The organism is Paenibacillus sp. J22P277 (assembly GCF_059383675.1).
This window is the reverse complement of the sequence record NZ_JBXENS010000003.1, coordinates 27,729-47,429: the sequence shown is the minus strand read 5'-3', so window position 1 is coordinate 47,429 and position 19,701 is coordinate 27,729. Positions and strand designations below refer to the sequence as shown.

The window sequence follows — 19,701 nt, the reverse complement described above, 5'->3', positions numbered from 1 at the left end:
GCCATGAAGATCTACACGAAAACGGGAGATAAAGGGCAAACCAGCCTGGTGCACGGGAAGCGGGTGCCCAAGTACGCCGCGCGCGTCGATGCCTACGGCACCTGCGACGAAGCGAATTCGATGATCGGCGTGGCGCTGTCCGCGCTGGAACAGGGGGAGGAGTGGGCGGCATTCCGGCAGCTGATGCATACGGTGCAGACGAAGCTGTTCCATGTCGGATCGGAATTGGCGACGCCGTCGCGATTAAAGGTCGCATGGCCGATCGCGGAGGAGGACGTGCGGCATCTGGAGGCGAGGATCGACGAGATGGAAGCCGATTTGCCGCCGCTTTCCGGCTTCATCCTGCCCGGCGGCCATCCGTGCGGGGCGGCATTGCATGCGGCAAGGACGATCGTGCGGCGCGCGGAACGGCTGGCCACCGTCGTATGGAAGGACGAGGACATGAATCCGGCCGTCCTCTCCTATCTGAACCGGCTGTCCGACCTGCTGTTCGTCGCGGCCAGGCATGTCAATCATCGGGAAGGCATTCCCGAGTCGAGGTTACATCAGGAGTAGACGCCAATAAGTACGATAGAGAGCCATAAGAGCCATAAGAGCCAAAAGAGCATGCCTTGCGCGCTGTGACTGTAACGGGCTTCTGAGGTAGACAGCCGTCACACGCCGTCCCGTCTCGTGGAGCTCCCTGCGCGAGGTGAGACGGCGAACGCGTATTTGCCAGCGGAAAGGGTTTAGGCGTGAACGTAGTCTAACTGAACGACGCGGGGCGCGGCTCCAAGATCGTCACGTCGCAGAACAAGCGTTCGAACGTCCTTGTCGACGGGGGCACCGACGGCTTGGATGAACGAATCCGCCGTCTCGAACAAGATTCGGCCGATGATGCCGGTGGCTTTCGTGCGGTAATGCATCGGGATCGCGACGGCCGGCTGCAGTTGACCGACGACCTGCGCGGCTTCGGCGCCGTTCAGCGTCATCTTGCCGCCGACAGGGGCGATGAGGACGTCGACGCGTCCGATCGACGCGGCCTGCTCTTCCGTGAGCAGATGGCCAAGATCGCCGCAGTGGCAGAGGACAAGTCCGTCCATCTCGATGACGAAGACGAGATTGGGACCGCGCTTCGCGCCTTGCTGCTTGTCGTGATACGTGCGTACTCCCCGGACCGCGACGTCGTTGACGGTCACCGGCTCGGGCTGCTTGACGAGCTTGTAATTGCCGGAAGCCGCCGATATCTGATTATGATCCCGATGGTCGTGCGTCACGAGGACCAGATCCGCTTCGACGATCGGCATGCGGTAACCGAGGAAACGGCGGTAAGGATCGATCAGCACGCGAGTGCCTTGCCCGGAGGTGAGGAGAAAGCAGGATTGGCCGTACCAGATGATATTCATCGCAATCCACCGCCTTTGATGTTATATGTGCAAATAATAGCACATTAAATGGCGGTTGGCAAAGACGGGGGAGAAGCGGGAACCAGAGGGATATTGGCGATTGCTGCTGCAGGCCGAATGGGAGGCGATATGGTGATTGTTATTGCTGACCCGGAATCGCAGCTCATGATTAATGATTCTTGGTTTATTAATGATGTTAAATTTCATCAAACGAAGCCTGTTTCGGCGAATCGTTCGAGTCACAATCAAAAAAACGCAGCCCCCGATATAGCCGGGAGGCTGCGTATTGCGGTTTAACCGGCTACGACCAATACCGGCCGATTCCGACCGACTCTCACCGGATCGGACCGGCTTATGACACGGCGTCCGGATATGGGAACAAATCGACGATCCGCGTGCTTTGCCCGCTTTCGTTGGTGAAGACGACATGCTCGCGCCGCAGCTCGATCGGGCTGCGCAAGCCGCAGGCCGCCGCCAGCGAGAACAAGCCTTCGCGCATCTGCAGGATATAGTTCATGACGCGCCACTGCTTCTCTTCCGGCGCCAGCGCTTCCTGGTACTTGGAATCCGTCGTCGTGATGCCCGTCGGACATTTGCCGGTATGGCACTGCATCGCCATGATGCAGCCGTTCGCCATCATGAAGCCGCGCGCGGAATTGACGGCATCGGCGCCGAGCGCCAGCGCGACCGCGACTTTGTCGGGCGTGATCAGCTTGCCGGACGCGAATAGCTTGAATTTCCCGCGAACGCCGAACTTGCGCGCCGTATCGTCGAGGATGATCAGGGCGGCATAGAGCGGCAGTCCCATGCCGTCGGCCATCGCCTTGAACGTGGCGCCGGAGCCGCCCTCGGATCCGTCGACCGTGATGAAGTCGGGGTAAATGGCAAGGTCGACCATCGCCTGGAAGAACGGCTCGAGGCGCTTGGGATCGCCGACGACGATTTTGACGCCGACCGGTTTCCCGCCTTCCTCCTGCAGCGTACGGATGAACCGGAGCGCTTCGTCCGGACTCGTCAGAAATTCGAACCGGTTCGGCGAATTGACGGTTTTGCCGATGGGCACGAGACGGGCCTTCGCCACGGGCTCCGTGACCTTGGCGCCTTCCAGATGGCCGCCGCGGATCTTGGCACCTTGATGGAATTTCAGCTCGAAGGCTTTGATTTGAGGCAGCGACGCTTTGAATTTGAACGCTTCGAGCGAGAAGTGGCCTTCCAGGTCCCGATACCCGTACAAGCCCGGCCCGATCTGCGCGACGATATCCGCGCCTGTCTCGAGGTGCACGTCCGCGACGCCGCCTTCGCCCGTGTTGATCCACGAGCCCCCGGCCATGCGCGCCCCGTTCCCCGTGGACTGAATGTAACGCTCGCCGACCGCGCCGAAGGATGTCGCGGATGCGCCGAACAAGCCTTTCAGCCGCCACGGCTCCCGGCGCTCCCCGCCGACGACGATGGCATCCTCGTCATGCAGCAGCCACGGCTTCACCTGCTCCTCGACGATTTTTTCCTTCCGCGTGATCAAGCCTTCGTCCGTGATGACGTACCTGCGGCCCGGCTGCAAGGCGGCGTTGTCGATCCGCAGTTCGCCGGTCAGCTTCGGGAACATGGCATTGGACAAATAATAGCCGGGCTTCTCGTAATCGCGCCGGCCCCCGAAGGAAATGAGATCCGTACGGTACTTCGCCGCGTAGACGAGCCCGACGAAATCCGCGCGCGAGAACGGCTTGCCTTCCGTATCGTGATCGAACCAATATTGCCGGAATTCCGGACCGAGCTTCTCCAGCAAGTAGCGCACCCAGCCGAGAAACGGATGGGAGCGGATAATGGAATGCTTCGGTTGCTTCGATAGGATGAACATGTAGCCGAAGAAGGCGAGCGGAGGGACCAGGAAGACGACGAGCAGGATGATCAGAATAATCGAAAGCATGCGAAATAACCTCCAGATGACAAAAATAACCGCGATCGAACCAGGTATATCTTACCACGAATCGGCGGATTGATTCATGACGCCGTCCGTCCGTTTGTGCCGAAGCCTGCCCCGACGTTCGACCAGCCGATAAATCTATGAAAACGATGAAAAACAGACGGACGCGTAATTCCTCTCATTTGCGGCCTGCATATGCTGAAGCATGACAACTCTTGCAGACAAGCAAATACGAGTTTCGAAGGATGATAGCATGCCGCGCACACCGCTAGCCAGATTGCTTAGCGAAATGTATGTCGTTGCGAATGCCTCGCAAAGTCGAAATGTCTCGATAACGCATATTATGCAAGAACGGGCGGCGCGTCGCCTGACGATGCTCGAACGCTTGGAAAAGGGCGGCGCGAGCGCGCCGGAGAAGCCGGTGCGCTCGCGGCAGCCGGAACATCGGATCCGAACCGACGGATCGGCGGGAGCGGGAACGCTGCGGCCGCGGATCGTCATCGTCGGCGCCGGCCTCGCCGGATTGACCTGCGCGTACCGGCTGCGGCTGGCCGGTTACGACGCCGTGATCTACGAAGCCGACGATAAGCCCGCCGCCGGCCGCGTCAGCACGCGCTACGGCGAATTCGACGACGGGCAGGTCGCGGAGCGGGGAGGCATGCTCATCGACACCGGGCATCGCGCCGTTCGCCGCCTCGCGCGCGAGCTGGGTCTGCCGCTGATCGATCTGCTCGCGGCCGAGCCGCCGGGAACGGCGCCATTGTACTATTTCGACGGGGCGCCGTATTCGTTCGCCGAAGCGGCGGAGGATTTCAAAACCGTCATGCCCGCCATCAACCGGGATTTGCGGCTCGCCGGCTTTCCGACGCGCTACGACAAGCATACGTCGCGCGGTCTCGAGCTCGACCGGATGTCCGTCGCCGATTGGATCGAATCGTCCGTCCCCGGGGGGAAGCGGTCGAAGTTCGGGCGTCTGCTGGACATCGCCTGCAACATCGAATACGGCGCGGAATCCGGCGTTCAGAGCGCGCTGAATTTCATTTATTTGCATGGACTGCTGGAGGAAGAGGACGCATTCCGCATGTTCGGCTTGTCCGACGAACGGTATCACGTCCGCGGCGGCAACGAGCAATTGATCCATCGCCTGACGGGCAAGCTGCCGGAAGCGAGCCTCGTTCGGGGCACGCGGCTGATCGCCGTCGCGGAGAAGCTGGACGGCAGCTACAGGCTGACCATGCAGCGTGATGCCGACGCGTTCGACGTCGAAGCGGACAAGGTGGTGCTGACGCTTCCCTTCTCCATCCTGCGGTCGTCCGTCGACATCGGACGGGCCGGGTTCAAGCCGCGCAAGCTCGAGGCGATTCGCGAGCTCGGCATGGGCACGAACAGCAAGCTGCATCTGCAGTTCACGGATCGGCATTGGCATACGCTCGGCTCGAACGGGGATACGATCGCCGATACCGGCTATCAGAATACGTTCGACGTCGTCCGCGGTCAGCCCGGCAAGTCCGGCATGCTCGTGGATTATACGGGCGGCAGCATCGGCGAAGGCCTGATCACGGGGAGCGTACACGAGCGCGCGAACGGTTTCCTGCAGCAGATCGAGCCGCTCCTCCCGGGACTGTCGGCCAAGTGGAACGGCAAAGCGGCGCGCGATTATTGGCTCGGCAACCCGTACTCGCTGGGCTCTTATTCGTACCGGCGCATCGGTCAGTACACGGCGTTTGCCGGCGTCGAGATGGAACGCGAAGGATCGAGAGGGAGCTGCCATTTCGCGGGCGAGCATACCTCGATCGAATTTCAGGGTTACATGAACGGGGCGGTCGAGAGCGGGGAGCGCGCGGCGAAGGAGATCATCGCCGATATGGCAGCGGGCGCGCCGTAAAGGACGGAATTGCGCATACGGGTTCGATTTCGCGTCGATATCGTTTACAATGCAGGAAGGAAGGGGCGATATCCGGCATGGGCGATTCCGAGACGGTGAAAGTGTACAACACGGCAGTGGAGGCGGCGCTTGAAGTAATCGGCGGCAAATGGAAGCCGGTCATCCTGTTTCATCTGACGTTCGCCAAGCGGCGGAACGGAGAGCTGCTGGGCCTCATGCCCGCGATCACGCAAAAGGTACTGACGCAGCAGCTGCGCGAGCTGGAACGCGACGGCATCCTCCGGCGGATCGTCTACAACGAGGCGCCGCCGAAGGTCGAGTACGAGTTGACGGAGCATGGCTGGAGTTTGAAGGACATCCTGCACTTATTATGCAGATGGGGCGACGCGCATATCGATCGGACCTACGGATCGCGCGCGCGGGTGCTTGAGGCCGCTTCGGAACGGCAGGCGTGAGCAGGAGAGAACGTGAAAAGGCGGCCGAGACGGCCGCCTTTCACATGCCGCAGGAAGCTGATTGGCATACGCGCATTGACTCTGCGTACGCAATCGCATCAAACGACTTCCAGCGCGAACGAATAATCGGACTGGCCGCGATCGAAGCTCCACTCGCAATGAACGCTGTACACATAGGTGCCTTTCGCGCTCGGAACGACATGGGGATCGCCGAGAAAGCCTTTGATCGAATTGGCGAGCGTTAAGGCTTCGACGCCTTCCGGAGCTACGACGCGAATCCATGAACCGGCCGGTACTATCGTCGATTTCATCACGGCAATGGAATAAGCCGTGCTGGCGCAGCTGCCGTCGCCGTTTGCCGGGCACCAGGTATAACTAGTGAGGTCAATGCCGACGATCTTGCCTTGAACCGAAATTTCAGGCGACGGCGGCATCATGTCCGAGATCCGATCGTTCGACGTGGCGGCTTGGTTCGGAGCGTCCGCCGCGGCGGGGCTTTTGCCGATGCCGGCGTATTCGATCCCGCAGCCGGCGAGGAGCGGGATCGTCAGCCATGCGCCGGCCGCCAAGGTCAAAGCAAAATGCGATTTGCGAATCATCTCCGATTCCCCCTTTTCCTTCCAGACAGGCGGCGGAGAGAAAAAGTTGCATGTCCGGGGAGTGGACCTCGATCATCGCCAGCCGTGCCGACCGGCCTGCCGCCCCGATCCCGCTTAAGGAATGATCCGGCGCCGCCGAAAATCGTCGAAGATCGCATAGAACATCTGCTCCGTATCGACGTATTCGTGAAATCCGAGCCGGCGGGCTTTCGTGCCGTCCGCGAAGAAGTCGTAATCCCAGCCGAACACGAAATCGCCGAAGCCCCAGGAAGATACGGCTTGGTAACCGACGTCGGCCAGTCCGTGCTTCTCGGCCATCTTCTGCCAGAGGGGGCCTTTATCCGCCATGACGACATCCAGCGACATCTGAAGCGGCGGGGCGGTCTCCAGCCCGAAATACGCGGCGAGCTTCGGCCATAGCTCGCTCCAGCGGAACAAATCGCCGTTGGCGATGTTGAACGCCTGGTTCGCGCAGCGCGGCTCCGTCGCGGCCCATACGGTTGCCTTCGCGAGGAGCGAGGCGTCGGTCATCTCGAGCAGGCTGCCGTACGCCCCGGGCTTCCCCGGAAATCGCAGCGGCAGGCCGAGTTCCTTCGAGATGGACGCATAGACCGCGATCGTCATCGCGAGATTCATCGGATTGCCGAGCGCGAAGCCGGCGACGACCGACGGGCGGATCGCCGACCACGTCCAGCCGCTGCCCGGTTGGCGACGCTCGAGGAACTGCTGCTGGTCGACGTTGAACTCCGGCGGCATGTGATTCGCGTCGCTCTCGCGCGCCGGCGTCTTGAACGGGCCGAGATGCGCGCCGTATACTTTGTAGCCCTGCATCAGGCTGATGTGCCGCAGGTTCGCAGCGATGGATTCGATCGCCTCGACGACGTTAACGAGCATGGCCGCGTTCGGCGCGACCAGCTCCGCCCAGGTCGGCCGGTCCTGGTAGGCGGCATAGAAGATATGCGTCACGTCGGACAAGCCGCCAAGGGCTTCGCGGGTGTTCCGCGCATCCAGCAGGTCGGCCGAGATATATCGGACGCGTTCGCCGGGCGTTCCGCCGCGGCGCGAGACGCCGACGATATTCCAATCCGGCAGCGTCTCCAGGTAAGCGATAAGATTCCTTCCGATGACGCCGTTCGCGCCGACGACGAGCGCGGTCTTGCGTTCTTCCGTATGGGTTGCATTCATGGGCAAACATCCTCTCCGCTAATGGGTATATCGCCATTATGCAGCCTGCCGGAAGCGCCGAACAGTACGCACTATGAAGTCACGCAGGCACCTTGAAGTAACGATCGAGGAGAGACAAGGGCTGAGCGAGGCGGCGATCCTTGCGGATTTCGACGCATTTTTCCCGTAAGAGCTTGTTCAAGTACGGTCGAAAATGCAATAATATACATCGTAATGTTCTATGGCAATCGAAATCCAAAGAAAGCGGGAATGAGCCAAGATGGGTCGCAAATGGAATAATATCAAAGAGAAGAAAGCCTCCAAGGACGCCAATACCAGTCGCATTTACGCCAAGTTCGGACTTGAAATCTACGTAGCCGCCAAGAAGGGCGAGCCGGACCCGGAATCCAACCAATCGCTGAAATTCGTGCTTGAGCGCGCGAAAACATATAACGTCCCGCGGGCGATCATCGACCGCGCGATCGAGAAGGCCAAGGGCAGCTCGGACGAGAATTACGTCGAGCTGCGCTACGAAGGCTTCGGTCCGAACGGATCCATGGTCATCGTCGACGCGCTGACGAACAACGTCAACCGCACGGCGCCGGAAGTGCGCTCCGCCTTCACGAAGTGCGGGGGCAGCATGGGCGTCAGCGGCTCGGTCTCCTACATGTTCACGGCGACTGCCGTGATCGGCGTGGAAGGCAAATCCGTCGACGAGGTGCTGGAGCTGATGATGGAAGCGGACGTCGACGTGCGGGACATCGTGGAGGAAGACGAGGCGGTGATCGTGTACGCGGAACCGAACCAATTCCAAGCCGTGCAGGAGGCCTTCAAGCAGGCAGGCATCACGGACTTCACGGTAGCCGAGCAAACGATGCTGGCCCAGAATTACGTGACGATTCCGGAAGAATCGCAAGCGCAGTTCGATCGGCTGATCGATATGCTGGAGGATCTGGAAGACGTGCAGCAGGTGTATCATAACGTCGAGTTCGAGGACTAGCATTTCGGCTTTTCCCGCATTCGCCAATAACAAGCTTGTTTAGACAAAAGCCGCGAATTTGCGGCTTTTTTTATGCCATTCATCTTCGGTTTAAGGTAATATAGACCTATATGGCGCGCGGGGAATGTAAAATTTTGCGTTTGTCGAATTTTATAGCAGGCAAACCGTGAAAATTGTCGAATCAAGGAAGGTATAAGCTTTTATCCTACCTATAGTTTTGAGGTGCCGGTAAGGAATGAAACCCATTTTTCTCGTGCGAATCTTGATTTTTTTGTTTTTGTTCATGATGGTAACGCTGCCGAACCTTGCGGGTGCCGCGGCGTCCGGATCCAACGCACCGGTTGCGTCATGGCAGCTAAGGTGGGAGACGGAAGGCGAGCAAATAACGGCACCGCGCGAAGCATTGCTGGCAAAAGGCTGGGAGCAGGTCGAGGCATCGGAGCCTGTCATCTCGAAACCGGAGCATGTCGTATCGGCTTGGATTCGAGTCAAGCTTCCCAAGCTTGAAGAAAATCAAGGCGTCTTCTTTCGCACCGTTTACGGCCAGAATATCACGGTCTTCCTGGGCGAGAAAGCGGTGTTTCATTCGGAACGCAAACATTGGTTCGATTTGAACCGGGTTCTGATCCCGCTGGAAAAATACGACGGCGGACAAGAAGTCGTCCTTCACCTGGAAAGCCAAACGGACAGACTCGGCCTGGGGCGAGGAATCGTCATCGCGGATTATCAAGATCTCGTGCGGTTGTACGCGAAGTACGATTTGCTGGACATTATTCTGGGCAGCGCGTTTATCTTCGTTTCGTTCGTCATGCTGATTTGTTCGGTGTTCTTGGATCGCAACCAACTGAAAAGCTGGCTGGCGCTCTGCTTTATCATCCTGCCGATCGGCGGCTTATTGATCGGATATTCGCCGTTCTTATATACGTTCTACGGACAGCACGGCTACTTCTATCAATCGCTGTTCGATTTGTCGCTGTATCTGTTCCTGCCGTCCTTGATGTTGTTTTTCGAGCTCTTGTTCGGAGGCGGATATCGCGGTATCGTGAAGCATTTCCGCAAGTTCCTGATCGGGTACTCCTTCTTCGGGGTCGCTTCGCTGATCGTGAACCGGTCACTGGATAATTCCTTGCAGCATTACTATTTCTTGGTTTCGGTTACGATCATCGGATTCATCATGCTGGTTCAATTCGCGCTGATTCTCATTATTCTGGTGAGACAGCTGTGGCAGCGCAATATCGATTCGATTATCCTTTCCATCGGCTTGGCGATTTTCGCCGCGGTCAGCGTATCGGAGCTGCTGAAATTTTTCGCATCTTCGCAAACCTACGATTTGACCTGGTGGAAGTGGGGGCTGGTCGCGTTCGTGCTGTCGCTTATCGTGCTGCTCGGCCGCCGGTTCGCCTATCAGCATAAGCTGATCATCACGTATTCCAGAGACCTGGAGATCTATAATTCCGAGCTGCAGCGTTCGGAGAAAATGGAAATTATTAGCCAATTGGCGGCGTCCGTGGCGCATGAAGTCCGCAATCCGCTTCAAGTCACGCGCGGCATGCTGCAAATTCTCGAGTCGCGTCATGAAGTCTCCCCGGATGCCGATAACTATTATCAGCTTGCGATTAACGAGCTCGACCGCGCTTCGACGATCATTACGGATTTTCTTACCTTCGCGAAGCCGCAGATGGAACAGGTCAATGAGCTTAACCTGGCGGAGGAATTCAAACACGTGGAAGGCATCATCGTCCCTCTGGCCAACCTTCAAGGCGGACGGTTGGAGATGAGCGTTCCGCGATCGCTGCGCATCATGGGCAATTCCTCGAAGCTCAAGCAAGCGTTGATCAATATCATCAAGAACAGCATCGAAGCGCTGGAAGGGTCCGGCGTCGTCAAGATCTGGGCGTATGAAGATCGCGAGCAGGTCGTGATACATATCGCGGACAGCGGTGCGGGCATGGATGAGCGGATACTGGAGCGACTCGGAGAACCGTATTTCTCCAATAAAACGAAGGGAACCGGACTCGGGCTCATGGTCACGTTCAGAATCATCGAGGTGATGGAAGGGACGATCAAGTTCAAGAGTCAGAAGGGCGTCGGCACGGAGGCGATGATTCGTTTCCCGGCAGCACGGTACGCAGAAAGAAACGCGAAGGTCTTATCATGACCTTCGCGTCTTTTTTTGGGCTTATTGAGCGATACGGTTTACCACGTATCGAGAGAAGCGTCGGACTTGCTGACGTCTGACGGGTTTGGCGGGATGACGAGCGCGAACTTCGCTGGCGTTTCTTCGATGACGACTAATTCGACATCTTCGGGCAGCGTCAGGTTGAAAGCTTCTTTCAAGGCTTCTTTCGGATCGGCTAGCAATTTGGCTTTGAACGTTTCATCGGACCAAGCTTTTTCAATGATTTTCTGTTGCAATTCTTGTTCGGACATCTGACACCGCACCTCTTTAGTAGGGATATAATACCAGGTAAAGTGTACCATTGTTAGTGGGACAATTCTACTATGAATCCCTATGAAGCGACATTAAATTATAGAAAACAGAACCTTAGACTGGTAGAAATATCCTGTTTTTTGTCAAAACGCGCGGATTTGGGACCGGCGATATTCGTTTATTGCGTTAATTACCGAAATTGGCATGCGGATGATTTGAAAGCCAGTAGGTGAATCCGCCCTCGAACAGCTTGCTTTTGGTCAGGATGAGCTGTTCGGATGCTTGCGAAAGGTTGTCGGCCAGATTCGCTTGAAAGGCGGACAGATGGGGGAGCGAGACCTCAAGCCCGGCCAGTGCGGTCCCGTTCGATTGCGCCAGCAGGGAATAGCGGGATAACGCGTCATCGATATAGATAGCGTTCTTGATCTCGATCTTCGTGAGCGGGAGCTCTGGGGATCCCTGCTCCCCGGCGATCATGCTAATGAGACTGTTGGCATTCCGCGTATCGAAATCCTCCTCCCAATCCGCGTAATCGTCGGACATCTGCAGCGTAGCCAGGACGAGATCGACCGCTGCGGATACGGCGCTATCAAGCTCCGGCCGACCGGCCAGCAGCAGGGCGCCGGTGCTTGCGAGTTTGACGGGCGCCGCTTTCTGCGCGAGTTTATCCGTTGCCAGGCTGTCGGATGCCGATTCATAGGCGACTGCCATCGACCAGTCCGCTACGTAGCCGCGGAAACGGCCCCAGAACGGAGAACGGCTGTCGAACAGCGAATGGTACGATTCCAGCATGCTAAGATGAAATAAATTGCCGAGGGCAAGCTGTTCTTTCCAATCGGCGGGAGCCGTGTCCATCAAGTCGTCTTGAATAAAAAAGTAAAGCATGACGAATACGTTCGCGAGCGATAAATCGCGATATTGTTGATGATCGAGATTCGTCACGGGCTTCATCCAGAACGGAAGCAGGTAGCAAATGTGATTCTTGGTGCTGGACGGGTCTAACGGATTGAACGCTTGCAGATAACGGCGTCCCTTGATGTTCAACGGAGCGGGGTAGGCATCGATTATTCGCTCCGCTTCACGGAATACCAGGATGAGTTCCTCTTCGTAATCAGATCTCCACGTCATCGTCTCATAATCCTCTCGCGTGCGTAGTTTAGTTGCGCTGCATCGATAAGGCAAACATGCCGACCTCGTAGGCTTGCCGGTCGTCGCTTGCCCAGTGGTCCAGTTCTTGTTTGCGTTCGTCGGACAGGCGGCCGCCTTGCATGAGTCGCGTTACGCTTTCCATGTACGTTGCCATCAGCCGCTTTGATTCGATGTCATCCGCGGAAATGCGGTAGTCCAGCTTGTTCGATCGATAGCCGCCGTCCGAGGAGATGAATGCCGTTAAACGGTCGGCGGGCAGTCCTTTCAACCGATCCAGCAGCGGTCGCCGAGATGCGCGAAACAATGACTCGTACAAGGGCAAACCGTCGGACGGAAGGGGACCGGTGGCGCCGTCGTCCAGATCCATGATGATGACCGTCGACGCGGAGTGGGTCACGCTTCGCAGCCAAGCCAGGAAGTGAGCCGGATCCGGCAGATGAAGCACGACTAGCCGAGCGATGACGACGTCGAAGGGCTCGTCCCACGCTCGCTGATCGCGATAATCGCCCCGTACGAATCGGAGACCCGGCGCCGTTCTGGCTGCCGCATAGGGGTAGATGCGCTCGTCTTTCTCGAGTCCTACGCAGCGCAACGTCGGATCTTGCGATCGGATCGCCTCCAGATAAGCGCCGTTGCCGCAGCCGATATCGAGCACCGATGCAGCGCCGGCCAGCTTCTCGAGGAGAATAAGGTCGAATTCCCGTTGGAAGAACAGTCGGGTAGTAAGCGTCAACATTTCATTGAACAGCCCCGTTGGATCTGCGTGTGTCAGCATCATCGGCTCCTTATGATTCTCTCGCTTGCTACATTCAGTATAATGCGGAAGAACATCGTCGAACAATGCAATTCCGAATCGAATTTCGAGGTTATCGTGTCGAATCCGGAATCGATATCCTCCATGCGCATCCATTCACGGCGATTTGCATGGCGACGCCCTCGTAACGCCTCCCGTAAGGTGATATGATTGAGGGATAATGGAGCGAGACCCTGAAGCAAGTTCATTAAAACGGCAATTGCCGCATGGAGGACGAATTATGGCTGTGCTAGAGGTAGATATCCGGAAAGCCGGATATGCCGCGGATGCCGAGATCATCCGGAATATCGCGTTCTCGATCGAAGCGGGCGAGCTGGTCGGCCTGATCGGCCCGAACGGCGCCGGCAAGAGCACGACGATCAAGTCCCTGCTCGGACTGATCCGCTACGTGGACGGAAGCGTGAACTTCGGCGGCGAGGAGGGGCGGTACGCCTATGTGCCGGAACAGCCGGTGCTCTACGAGTATATGACGTTGTGGGAGCATCTGCAGCTGGCGGCGTCCGCTTACGAACTGGATGAAGCGACGTTTCTGCAGCGGGCGGAGACGATGCTGGAACGGTTCCGGTTGACCGGCGAGCGGCATAAGCTGCCGACGGGCTTCTCCAAAGGCATGCAGCAGAAAATGATGCTCATCATCGGCTTCCTGCTGAAGCCGGACGTCTACGTCGTGGATGAGCCGTTCGTCGGGCTCGATCCGCGCGCAACGCGGGACTTCCTGGAGTTGCTGGAGGACGAGCGCCGGAGAGGCGCAGGCGTTCTGATGTGCACGCATGTGCTCGATACCGCCGAACGTATCTGTAATCGCATCATTCTCATTAACGACGGCTCCGTCGTCGCGAAGGGCACGCTCGGAGAAATCCGGGAGCAGGCCGGCTGCGCGGAAGACGCGCCGCTGACCGACTGCTTCTACGCGCTGACATAAGGGGGGGAATTGCGATGCGGGATCTCGCCGTTAACTGGCGCGTCGGAACGCTCTTCCGCCGCCGGCTGAAGCGCTTCTGGACGGAACAATGGAAAGCGTGGCGCACGGCGCTCGACTGGACGGTGTGGGTCTATTTCATCCTGCCGCTGCTCTGGATCGGCGGCGGCACGTACTTGGACATCTGGCATCATCCGCCGGAATGGCTGCGGCAATTGCCGATGTGGACAGGAGAACGCCTGCCGCTCGTCGTCGTCTTCGTCGGCCGGCTGCGTACGTTCGCGGAAGAAGCGGACGTGCTGTTCTTGCTGCAGAAGCGGAAATGGGGCAGGGGGCTGATGCTGCGAGGCACGGCGTATACCGCCGCCGTGCTGCTGTTCCTGACTGCGGTCGTCTACGCGCTGCTGCTGCCCTTTTTCGTGGCCGTCCATCATTTCTCGGCCGCGACGCTCGTTACGATGATCGTCTACACCTGGGCGTGGGCGTGCATCGGCGCCGTGTGGCGGAACATGCTCGAAGCCCGCTTCTCGGGTTTCCGCAAATGGCTCGTCAAGGCGGCCGTCCTGCTGCTTCTCGCGATCAGCTATCTGATCCCGATGATTTATTGGGGCAGCGCGCCCGCGCGCCTGCTGCTGCCCATCCTGATCGGAGCGGCAGCATTCGGGCTCTTGCTTCGCGTCAAGCTTCGCGCCAGGGATGCGTTCGACTCGGACACCGAGCAAGAACAGCTGGCCCGGTTGGCCAGCACGCAGTTTCTTCTGCGGAACGTCATGAAGCGCAAGCCTCGCATCCGGCTGCGCCGGCCGATGGTGCTTCGCAATTCGAAGCGAATCTTCAAACGCTTCGACGGCGAAACCATTCTCGGCGAAATGATCATCAAAGCGTATATCAGACGGCTTCCGCTGATCCGCACCTGGCTCGCGTTCACGCTGCTTTCCTCCGTTGCGCTGTTTCTGACGCCGGCGGTCATCCAACCCTATGTCGCGATCGCGCTGACGCTGCTGTTCTCGACCTGGATCACCTCCCATTGGCGGGGAATGATGGCAGAGCCGTATTTCGCGCAGTTCCGCTGGCCGGACGCCGTCAAGCGCAAGTCCGCCGGACGCGTTCGTTTCTGGCTCGTCGTGCCTTGCGCGGGACTGTTCGGCATGATCTGCGGTTTGAAGGCGTACGGCGCATGGGGACTGCTGGCGATCGTTCCGGGCGTCCTGATCTGGCTCGTCATCAACAGCGTCGTCACGTCGACGATGCTGCTATCGGATCGCAAAGCCGAAGAGACATAAGCGGCGCGACCTTCGCTGGAGGTTTTAAACGCCGGCATGATGCGGGTAATTGACTTGAAGCCGTTCTTCTATACTCGAATATGGAGCTGTGGCCCATGTATTTGAAAAGCATCTCGCTCGCAGGCATCGACGAGACGGATCCGCGCGAATATCCGTTCTCGATACCGGTGATTCGTTCGTTAACGTCATTAACTTTCGCGTCCAATGTCGCGTTCTTCGTCGGAGAGAACGGATCCGGCAAATCCACGCTGCTTGAAGCGATCGCGTACCAATGCGGCTTCAATACGGCGGGCGGCGGACGCAGCAATGCCTACGAGGTGGATGCGTCCGCATCCGCGCTGGGCGGCCATCTTCGCTTGTCCTGGCTGCCGAAGATCACGAACGGCTTCTTCCTGCGGGCCGAGACCTTCTATCAATTCGCCAGCCACATCGACACGATGCCGGACTCGCTGCCGTATTACGGCGGGCGTTCGTTGCACCAGCAGTCGCACGGCGAAGCGTTCCTGTCGCTGTTTACCAACCGTTTCGGGGGAAAAGCGATCTACCTGTTGGACGAGCCCGAAGCCGCGCTGTCGCCGGCGAGACAGTTAGCCCTGTTGCGGATCATGCATGATCTGGAAGGGGAGGCCCAATTCATCGTCGCCACGCATTCCCCGATCCTGCTCGGCTATCCGGATGCGCAAATTTTCGATTTCGATGCGCTGCCCGTTGGAGAGATCCGTTACGAGGATACGCTCCATTACGTGTTGACGCGAAGGTTTCTCGAGAACAAGGACAAGGTGCTGAAAGAACTGTTTGCGGATGACTAGCGTATCGGATAAGCCATGAAGAAAGAAGGAGGAATACCCATGAACGAAACGATCTCCCTGTTAAAATCGCATCGCTCCATTCGCAAATTCTCGTCGCAGCCCGTCACCGACGAGCAGCTTGCGCATATTCTGGCCGCCGCTCAGGCAGCCTCGACATCATCCAATATGCAAGCCTACAGCGTCATCGGCATCCGGAGCGAAGAGAAACGGGCTAAGCTTGCCGAGCTGACGGGCAACCAGCAGCATGTCGCGCAGACGCCGCTGTTCCTCGCCTGGTGCGCGGATTTGAACCGGCTGCAGACGGCCGTCGGGCTGCATCAGGAATCTCCCGAGTTCCAACTCGAACAAAATATGGAAACGTTCATCATGGCGACCGTCGACGCCGCGCTTGCCGCGCAGAACGCAGCCGTAGCCGCGGAATCGCTTGGTCTGGGCATCGTGTATATCGGCGGCATTCGCAACCGGCCGCAGGACGTAACGGAGCTGTTGAAGCTGCCCAAGCTCGTGTATCCGGTATTCGGCATGTGCGTGGGCGTTCCGGCCCAGGAGCCTGATCAGCGTCCGAGGCTTCCGCTGTCGGCCGTGTACCATGAAGAAGCGTACGCCGAGGCGGCGGCAGTTGCCGAAGGAATCGAGGCTTACGATGTCACGATGGGGGATTACTATGCCGAGCGGTCGGGGAATGGGCGGACGTCGGTCTGGTCGAAGGAAATGGCGGCCCGCTTCCGGCCGGAGCAGCTTCGGCCGCATATGCGCGCTTATTTGGAAAGTCAAGGTTTTCGCTTGTCTTGAGTGACATCCGCGAGGCGAGGAATCGGATTCAAGCGGATGCGAAACCATTAATGGCATTAAGTAACAACGGATTGAATATGAACCGAACAAACAAAAAACCTTCTTCGGCGGAGTTTCGCTGAAGAAGGTTTTTTAGTTGAATTACTGTATCCGATTCCCGATCGCCTCGGTCATCGATCCTTGGAGATGCGGTCGACGACCAGTAGCAGGAGGAACGAGAGCAGGATCATCGAACCTGCCCAAGCCCAAGCCATCGTCATGCTTCCGCCGTCCGATGCGACGTAGATCGCGGTCGGGATCGTTTGCGTTCTGCCCGGAATGTTGCCCGCGACCATCAGCGTGGCGCCGAATTCGCCAAGCCCCCGGCAAAAGCCGAGGATATAGCCGGAAGCGAGCGAACGCGCCGACAGGGGGACGGTAATGTAGCGGAACACCTGCCACTCGCTCGCGCCCATCGCCCTGGCGGCATTCTCGAGATCGGCATCCACGCTTTGCAGGCCGGTCTTGATCGTCCGATAGGCGAGCGGGAAGGCCACGATCGCGGCCGCGATGACCGCGGACTCCCATGTGAACAGAATCGGACCGCCGAACAACGATTCATAGGCTTTTCCGATCCAGCTGCGACGGCCGAGCACGACCAGCAGAACGAAACCGACGACGGTCGGCGGCAGCACGAGCGGAAGCAGGAGCACGGTTTCCAGCAGGCTTTTGCCCCAGAAACGCGCCTTGGCCATGCGCCACGCGATGAGGAGCGAAGCCGCGAAGACGAGTATGCTGGCGACGACGGATATTTGGATGGATAATCCGATCGGATCCAGGAAGGTATTCCAATTCATGGCAAGACTCCTTAAGATGGCGGCCGTTACGACAGTTTAAAGCCGTATTTCATGAAGACGGCGTCCGCAGCCTTCGTTTGCAGATAGGCATAGAAGGCTTTCGCTTCCGCGGCATGCTTCGTCTCCTTCACGACGCCGGCCGGATAGAGGATCGGGCTGTGAACGCCGGGAATGATGCGGAGCGCGATTTTCACTTTGCTCGAGGTCAAGGCATCGGTCTTGTACACGAAGCCGGCATCGACGTTGCCGGTCTCCACGTAAGTCAGCACTTGGCGGACGTCCTTCGCGTAGACGAGCTTTGATTGCAAGGAGTCCCAAACTTTGCGGGTCGTGAGCGTTTCCTTGGCGTATTGACCGGCCGGAACGGATTCCGGTTGGCCGATGGCGACTTTCTTCACGGATTTGTCCGTCAGTTCTTTGACGGTCGTGAACGCGTGCTTGGAATTCGTCGGAACGACCATGACCAAATCGTTGTTCAGCAGCGTGGCGTGGTCGGCGATCAAGTCTTCCTTGACGAGCGTATCCATTTGTTTCTGCCCGGCCGAGAAGAAGAGATCCGCCGGCGCCCCTTGCTCGATCTGCTTCTGCAGCGTACCGGACGAGCCGTAATTGAAGACGAGATCGATGTCCGGATGCTGCTTCTCGTACGTTTTCTCGATCGTGTCGAGACTGTCCTTCAAGCTGGCCGCCGCGGAGACGAGCAGCTCGGTTTTCTTGGCCGCCGCATGGGACGGCTGGGCCGGCAGCGCCACGAGCGCCGCCAATAATACAAGACTGATGCCTACTTGCTTTTTCATGCTAGGATTCCCTCCTGAGACGGTATGACCATATTTATGAGAGTTATCGTAACATATCTCTATTGCGATTTATAGTGTTTAGCTATAAATAGACCTTTTTAGATATAATCAGTATTCGGGCGTCAAAGATCAAAGGACCGGCACGCTGTTGGGCAGCGATTGCCGGTCCTTTGGGATGGATTATTTAGTAGACATAACTATTGTTATGTCGTGCTGCTAAGTTTCGTTGCTATGACTTCTTAATTGAGTCTTTTCGCAAATGTCTTATCCCTCTGACACCTCGCTCTGACACTTCACAATGCCAGATCACTCTGTCGCTTCGCAATGCCACGTTTCGGCTCTGTCTCTTCACGGAGCCTCACGACGTCTCGAACGGTTCGATATGAATATGCACATGCGTGATCTGATGGTGATCGTACATTTGCTTCTCGACCTGCTCGGTAATTTCATGGCTCTCGGAGACGTTGAGCATACCGTTCACGCCGATCGTAACGTCCACGAGTTTGTTGTTGCCGTGAATGCGGGCTTTGATGTCGATGATTTTCTTGACGCCGGGCACTTCGCGAATCGTCTGCTTCATCACCTGCAGCTCTTGGTCGTCGAAGCCGTCGGTCAAGGCATGCGTGGCATCCCGGAAGATGCCCCAAGCCGTCTTGATGATGATCGCTCCGACGATTAATGCCGTTAATGGATCAAGCCAAGGCAATCCCCGCTGCGAGGCGAATATGCCGATGAAAGCTCCTACGCTGACGAGCGCGTCCGACCGGTTATCCTGGGCTGCGGCCATCATCGCTTGACTGTTGATCTGCCTGGCCAATCTGGCGTTATACCGGTAGACCATATAAATCGCGGCGGCGGAGAACAAGGCCGTCCAAGCGGCCACGCTGCCCTGCGAAGTCGCGTGCGGCGTGCCGAAGGAGGTTGCTGCCTGGTACAGCACCTGCAAGCCGACCGCGAACATAATGAAGGACGCGACAAGCGCCGATACCGTCTCCGCCCGAAAATGGCCATAGCGATGATCCCTGTCCGGCGGCTTTCGGGATATCCGAAGTCCGATCAAGACGGCCAGGGACGCGATGATATCCGTCGAATTGTTGAGCCCGTCCGCCGACAACGCCTCCGAATTCGTCCAATACCCGATCGAGAGCTTGAGCGCCGCCAGGCACAAGTAGGCTGCGATGCTGATCCAAGCGCCTTTTTCCCCTTTTTTAATATCCTCGTACATACGGTCCATGCCAAACCTCCATCAATAAGTGCTTCGTTCGTAATGATAAAGGACGATTACCGTGTGGGTCTAGAGAAACAGTGTTGTCGGCGGCCTCAAAAATAAGCAGGGTTCAACTTTGTTGCGCATGTCCAAACTATTGAGTTTACGTAACAATAGTTATGTTCAGAAACTCCGCCCGGCATGTTGTTTTTTTAATTTTCCTTGCAACTTATTGGAAATTGGCCGCATCATCAT

The 19,701-nt window shown here is 57.8% G+C and carries 20 protein-coding genes; 10 read left to right on the top strand and 10 right to left on the bottom strand.

Annotation, left to right across the window (positions count from 1 at the left end; genetic code table 11):
* Nucleotides 1-3 precede the first annotated feature (3 nt).
* Nucleotides 4-555 (top strand): cob(I)yrinic acid a,c-diamide adenosyltransferase, encoded by a 552-nt coding sequence (locus AC50YL_RS09290; protein WP_494831306.1) that lies wholly within the window; start codon nt 4-6, stop codon nt 553-555.
* 173 nt (nt 556-728) lie between these two features.
* Here the strand turns inward: AC50YL_RS09290 and AC50YL_RS09285 are convergent, their stop codons facing one another.
* The gene (locus AC50YL_RS09285; RefSeq protein WP_494831304.1) at nt 729-1,385 is read right to left on the bottom strand and encodes an MBL fold metallo-hydrolase; all 657 of its coding nucleotides are present in this window, start codon (nt 1,383-1,385) and stop codon (nt 729-731) included.
* 48 nt (nt 1,386-1,433) lie between these two features.
* Here AC50YL_RS09285 and AC50YL_RS09280 point away from each other — a divergent pair, with 48 nt between their 5' ends.
* Nucleotides 1,434-1,682: a hypothetical protein gene (locus AC50YL_RS09280; RefSeq protein WP_494831302.1), complete on the top strand. Its 249-nt coding sequence runs from the start codon at nt 1,434-1,436 to the stop codon at nt 1,680-1,682.
* Nucleotides 1,683-1,737: 55 nt separating this feature from the next.
* Here the strand turns inward: AC50YL_RS09280 and AC50YL_RS09275 are convergent, their stop codons facing one another.
* On the bottom strand, nt 1,738-3,309 hold the full coding sequence (locus AC50YL_RS09275; RefSeq protein WP_494831300.1) for a glutamate synthase-related protein: 1,572 nt from the start codon (nt 3,307-3,309) through the stop codon (nt 1,738-1,740).
* Nucleotides 3,310-3,679: 370 nt separating this feature from the next.
* On the opposite strand from AC50YL_RS09275, the gene AC50YL_RS09270 reads away from it, so the two are divergent.
* Nucleotides 3,680-5,191 carry a flavin monoamine oxidase family protein gene (locus AC50YL_RS09270; protein WP_494831299.1) on the top strand — a complete coding sequence of 504 codons (1,512 nt, stop codon included), beginning with the start codon at nt 3,680-3,682 and terminating at the stop codon, nt 5,189-5,191.
* A gap of 77 nt (nt 5,192-5,268) precedes the next feature.
* Nucleotides 5,269-5,646 (top strand): winged helix-turn-helix transcriptional regulator, encoded by a 378-nt coding sequence (locus AC50YL_RS09265; RefSeq protein WP_494831298.1) that lies wholly within the window; start codon nt 5,269-5,271, stop codon nt 5,644-5,646.
* A gap of 98 nt (nt 5,647-5,744) precedes the next feature.
* On the opposite strand, the gene AC50YL_RS09260 is transcribed toward AC50YL_RS09265, so the two are convergent.
* Both AC50YL_RS09260 and AC50YL_RS09255 read right to left on the bottom strand, forming a co-directional pair.
* Entirely contained in the window at nt 5,745-6,245 is a 501-nt protein-coding gene (locus AC50YL_RS09260) for a hypothetical protein (RefSeq protein ID WP_494831297.1), read from the bottom strand.
* A 114-nt stretch (nt 6,246-6,359) separates the two neighbouring features.
* Complete coding sequence (locus AC50YL_RS09255) at nt 6,360-7,430, bottom strand: SDR family oxidoreductase (protein WP_494831295.1); 1,071 nt, start codon at nt 7,428-7,430, stop codon at nt 6,360-6,362.
* Between the two features lie 259 nt (nt 7,431-7,689).
* Between AC50YL_RS09255 and AC50YL_RS09250 the strand changes: the two genes are divergently transcribed.
* Nucleotides 7,690-8,409, top strand: coding sequence for a YebC/PmpR family DNA-binding transcriptional regulator (locus AC50YL_RS09250; RefSeq protein WP_494831294.1), 720 nt, complete (start codon nt 7,690-7,692; stop codon nt 8,407-8,409).
* Nucleotides 8,410-8,644: 235 nt separating this feature from the next.
* Complete coding sequence (locus tag AC50YL_RS09245) at nt 8,645-10,567, top strand: ATP-binding protein (RefSeq protein ID WP_494831293.1); 1,923 nt, start codon at nt 8,645-8,647, stop codon at nt 10,565-10,567.
* A 38-nt stretch (nt 10,568-10,605) separates the two neighbouring features.
* Here the strand turns inward: AC50YL_RS09245 and AC50YL_RS09240 are convergent, their stop codons facing one another.
* From AC50YL_RS09240 to AC50YL_RS09230, 3 genes are all read right to left on the bottom strand, one after another.
* Complete coding sequence (locus tag AC50YL_RS09240; RefSeq protein ID WP_494831291.1) at nt 10,606-10,839, bottom strand: NHLP leader peptide family RiPP precursor; 234 nt, start codon at nt 10,837-10,839, stop codon at nt 10,606-10,608.
* Nucleotides 10,840-11,026: 187 nt separating this feature from the next.
* Complete coding sequence (locus tag AC50YL_RS09235; protein ID WP_494831289.1) at nt 11,027-11,968, bottom strand: hypothetical protein; 942 nt, start codon at nt 11,966-11,968, stop codon at nt 11,027-11,029.
* A gap of 28 nt (nt 11,969-11,996) precedes the next feature.
* On the bottom strand, nt 11,997-12,767 hold the full coding sequence (locus AC50YL_RS09230) for a class I SAM-dependent methyltransferase (RefSeq protein ID WP_494831287.1): 771 nt from the start codon (nt 12,765-12,767) through the stop codon (nt 11,997-11,999).
* A 256-nt stretch (nt 12,768-13,023) separates the two neighbouring features.
* On the opposite strand from AC50YL_RS09230, the gene AC50YL_RS09225 reads away from it, so the two are divergent.
* The 4 genes from AC50YL_RS09225 to nfsA all read left to right on the top strand — a co-directional run bounded on the left by AC50YL_RS09225 (nt 13,024) and on the right by nfsA (nt 16,606).
* A complete protein-coding gene (locus AC50YL_RS09225; RefSeq protein ID WP_161741557.1) occupies nt 13,024-13,725 on the top strand; it encodes an ABC transporter ATP-binding protein in 702 nt (233 codons plus the stop codon).
* Nucleotides 13,726-13,739: 14 nt separating this feature from the next.
* Nucleotides 13,740-15,005 (top strand): ABC transporter permease, encoded by a 1,266-nt coding sequence (locus AC50YL_RS09220; RefSeq protein ID WP_494831285.1) that lies wholly within the window; start codon nt 13,740-13,742, stop codon nt 15,003-15,005.
* Nucleotides 15,006-15,100: 95 nt separating this feature from the next.
* Nucleotides 15,101-15,814, top strand: coding sequence for an AAA family ATPase (locus AC50YL_RS09215; protein ID WP_494831283.1), 714 nt, complete (start codon nt 15,101-15,103; stop codon nt 15,812-15,814).
* 39 nt (nt 15,815-15,853) lie between these two features.
* The gene (gene nfsA / locus AC50YL_RS09210; RefSeq protein ID WP_494831281.1) at nt 15,854-16,606 is read left to right on the top strand and encodes an oxygen-insensitive NADPH nitroreductase; all 753 of its coding nucleotides are present in this window, start codon (nt 15,854-15,856) and stop codon (nt 16,604-16,606) included.
* Between the two features lie 170 nt (nt 16,607-16,776).
* Here the strand turns inward: nfsA and modB are convergent, their stop codons facing one another.
* From modB to AC50YL_RS09195, 3 genes are all read right to left on the bottom strand, one after another.
* Nucleotides 16,777-17,442 carry a molybdate ABC transporter permease subunit gene (gene modB / locus AC50YL_RS09205; RefSeq protein ID WP_494831279.1) on the bottom strand — a complete coding sequence of 222 codons (666 nt, stop codon included), beginning with the start codon at nt 17,440-17,442 and terminating at the stop codon, nt 16,777-16,779.
* Nucleotides 17,443-17,468: 26 nt separating this feature from the next.
* Nucleotides 17,469-18,239, bottom strand: a complete 771-nt coding sequence (modA, locus tag AC50YL_RS09200) for a molybdate ABC transporter substrate-binding protein (protein ID WP_494831278.1) — start codon at nt 18,237-18,239, stop codon at nt 17,469-17,471.
* 358 nt (nt 18,240-18,597) lie between these two features.
* Nucleotides 18,598-19,473 (bottom strand): cation diffusion facilitator family transporter, encoded by an 876-nt coding sequence (locus AC50YL_RS09195; protein WP_494831276.1) that lies wholly within the window; start codon nt 19,471-19,473, stop codon nt 18,598-18,600.
* Between the last annotated feature and the right edge of the window lie 228 nt (nt 19,474-19,701).

Coding starts and splice junctions, on each gene's coding strand:
- AC50YL_RS09290 (WP_494831306.1), top strand. CDS start 4: ATGAAGATCTACACGAAAACGGGAGATAAAGGGCAAACCAGCCTGGTG.
- AC50YL_RS09285 (WP_494831304.1), bottom strand. CDS start 1,385: ATGAATATCATCTGGTACGGCCAATCCTGCTTTCTCCTCACCTCCGGG.
- AC50YL_RS09280 (WP_494831302.1), top strand. CDS start 1,434: ATGGCGGTTGGCAAAGACGGGGGAGAAGCGGGAACCAGAGGGATATTG.
- AC50YL_RS09275 (WP_494831300.1), bottom strand. CDS start 3,309: ATGCTTTCGATTATTCTGATCATCCTGCTCGTCGTCTTCCTGGTCCCT.
- AC50YL_RS09270 (WP_494831299.1), top strand. CDS start 3,680: ATGCTCGAACGCTTGGAAAAGGGCGGCGCGAGCGCGCCGGAGAAGCCG.
- AC50YL_RS09265 (WP_494831298.1), top strand. CDS start 5,269: ATGGGCGATTCCGAGACGGTGAAAGTGTACAACACGGCAGTGGAGGCG.
- AC50YL_RS09260 (WP_494831297.1), bottom strand. CDS start 6,245: ATGATTCGCAAATCGCATTTTGCTTTGACCTTGGCGGCCGGCGCATGG.
- AC50YL_RS09255 (WP_494831295.1), bottom strand. CDS start 7,430: ATGAATGCAACCCATACGGAAGAACGCAAGACCGCGCTCGTCGTCGGC.
- AC50YL_RS09250 (WP_494831294.1), top strand. CDS start 7,690: ATGGGTCGCAAATGGAATAATATCAAAGAGAAGAAAGCCTCCAAGGAC.
- AC50YL_RS09245 (WP_494831293.1), top strand. CDS start 8,645: ATGAAACCCATTTTTCTCGTGCGAATCTTGATTTTTTTGTTTTTGTTC.
- AC50YL_RS09240 (WP_494831291.1), bottom strand. CDS start 10,839: ATGTCCGAACAAGAATTGCAACAGAAAATCATTGAAAAAGCTTGGTCC.
- AC50YL_RS09235 (WP_494831289.1), bottom strand. CDS start 11,968: ATGACGTGGAGATCTGATTACGAAGAGGAACTCATCCTGGTATTCCGT.
- AC50YL_RS09230 (WP_494831287.1), bottom strand. CDS start 12,767: ATGATGCTGACACACGCAGATCCAACGGGGCTGTTCAATGAAATGTTG.
- AC50YL_RS09225 (WP_161741557.1), top strand. CDS start 13,024: ATGGCTGTGCTAGAGGTAGATATCCGGAAAGCCGGATATGCCGCGGAT.
- AC50YL_RS09220 (WP_494831285.1), top strand. CDS start 13,740: ATGCGGGATCTCGCCGTTAACTGGCGCGTCGGAACGCTCTTCCGCCGC.
- AC50YL_RS09215 (WP_494831283.1), top strand. CDS start 15,101: ATGTATTTGAAAAGCATCTCGCTCGCAGGCATCGACGAGACGGATCCG.
- nfsA (WP_494831281.1), top strand. CDS start 15,854: ATGAACGAAACGATCTCCCTGTTAAAATCGCATCGCTCCATTCGCAAA.
- modB (WP_494831279.1), bottom strand. CDS start 17,442: ATGAATTGGAATACCTTCCTGGATCCGATCGGATTATCCATCCAAATA.
- modA (WP_494831278.1), bottom strand. CDS start 18,239: ATGAAAAAGCAAGTAGGCATCAGTCTTGTATTATTGGCGGCGCTCGTG.
- AC50YL_RS09195 (WP_494831276.1), bottom strand. CDS start 19,473: ATGGACCGTATGTACGAGGATATTAAAAAAGGGGAAAAAGGCGCTTGG.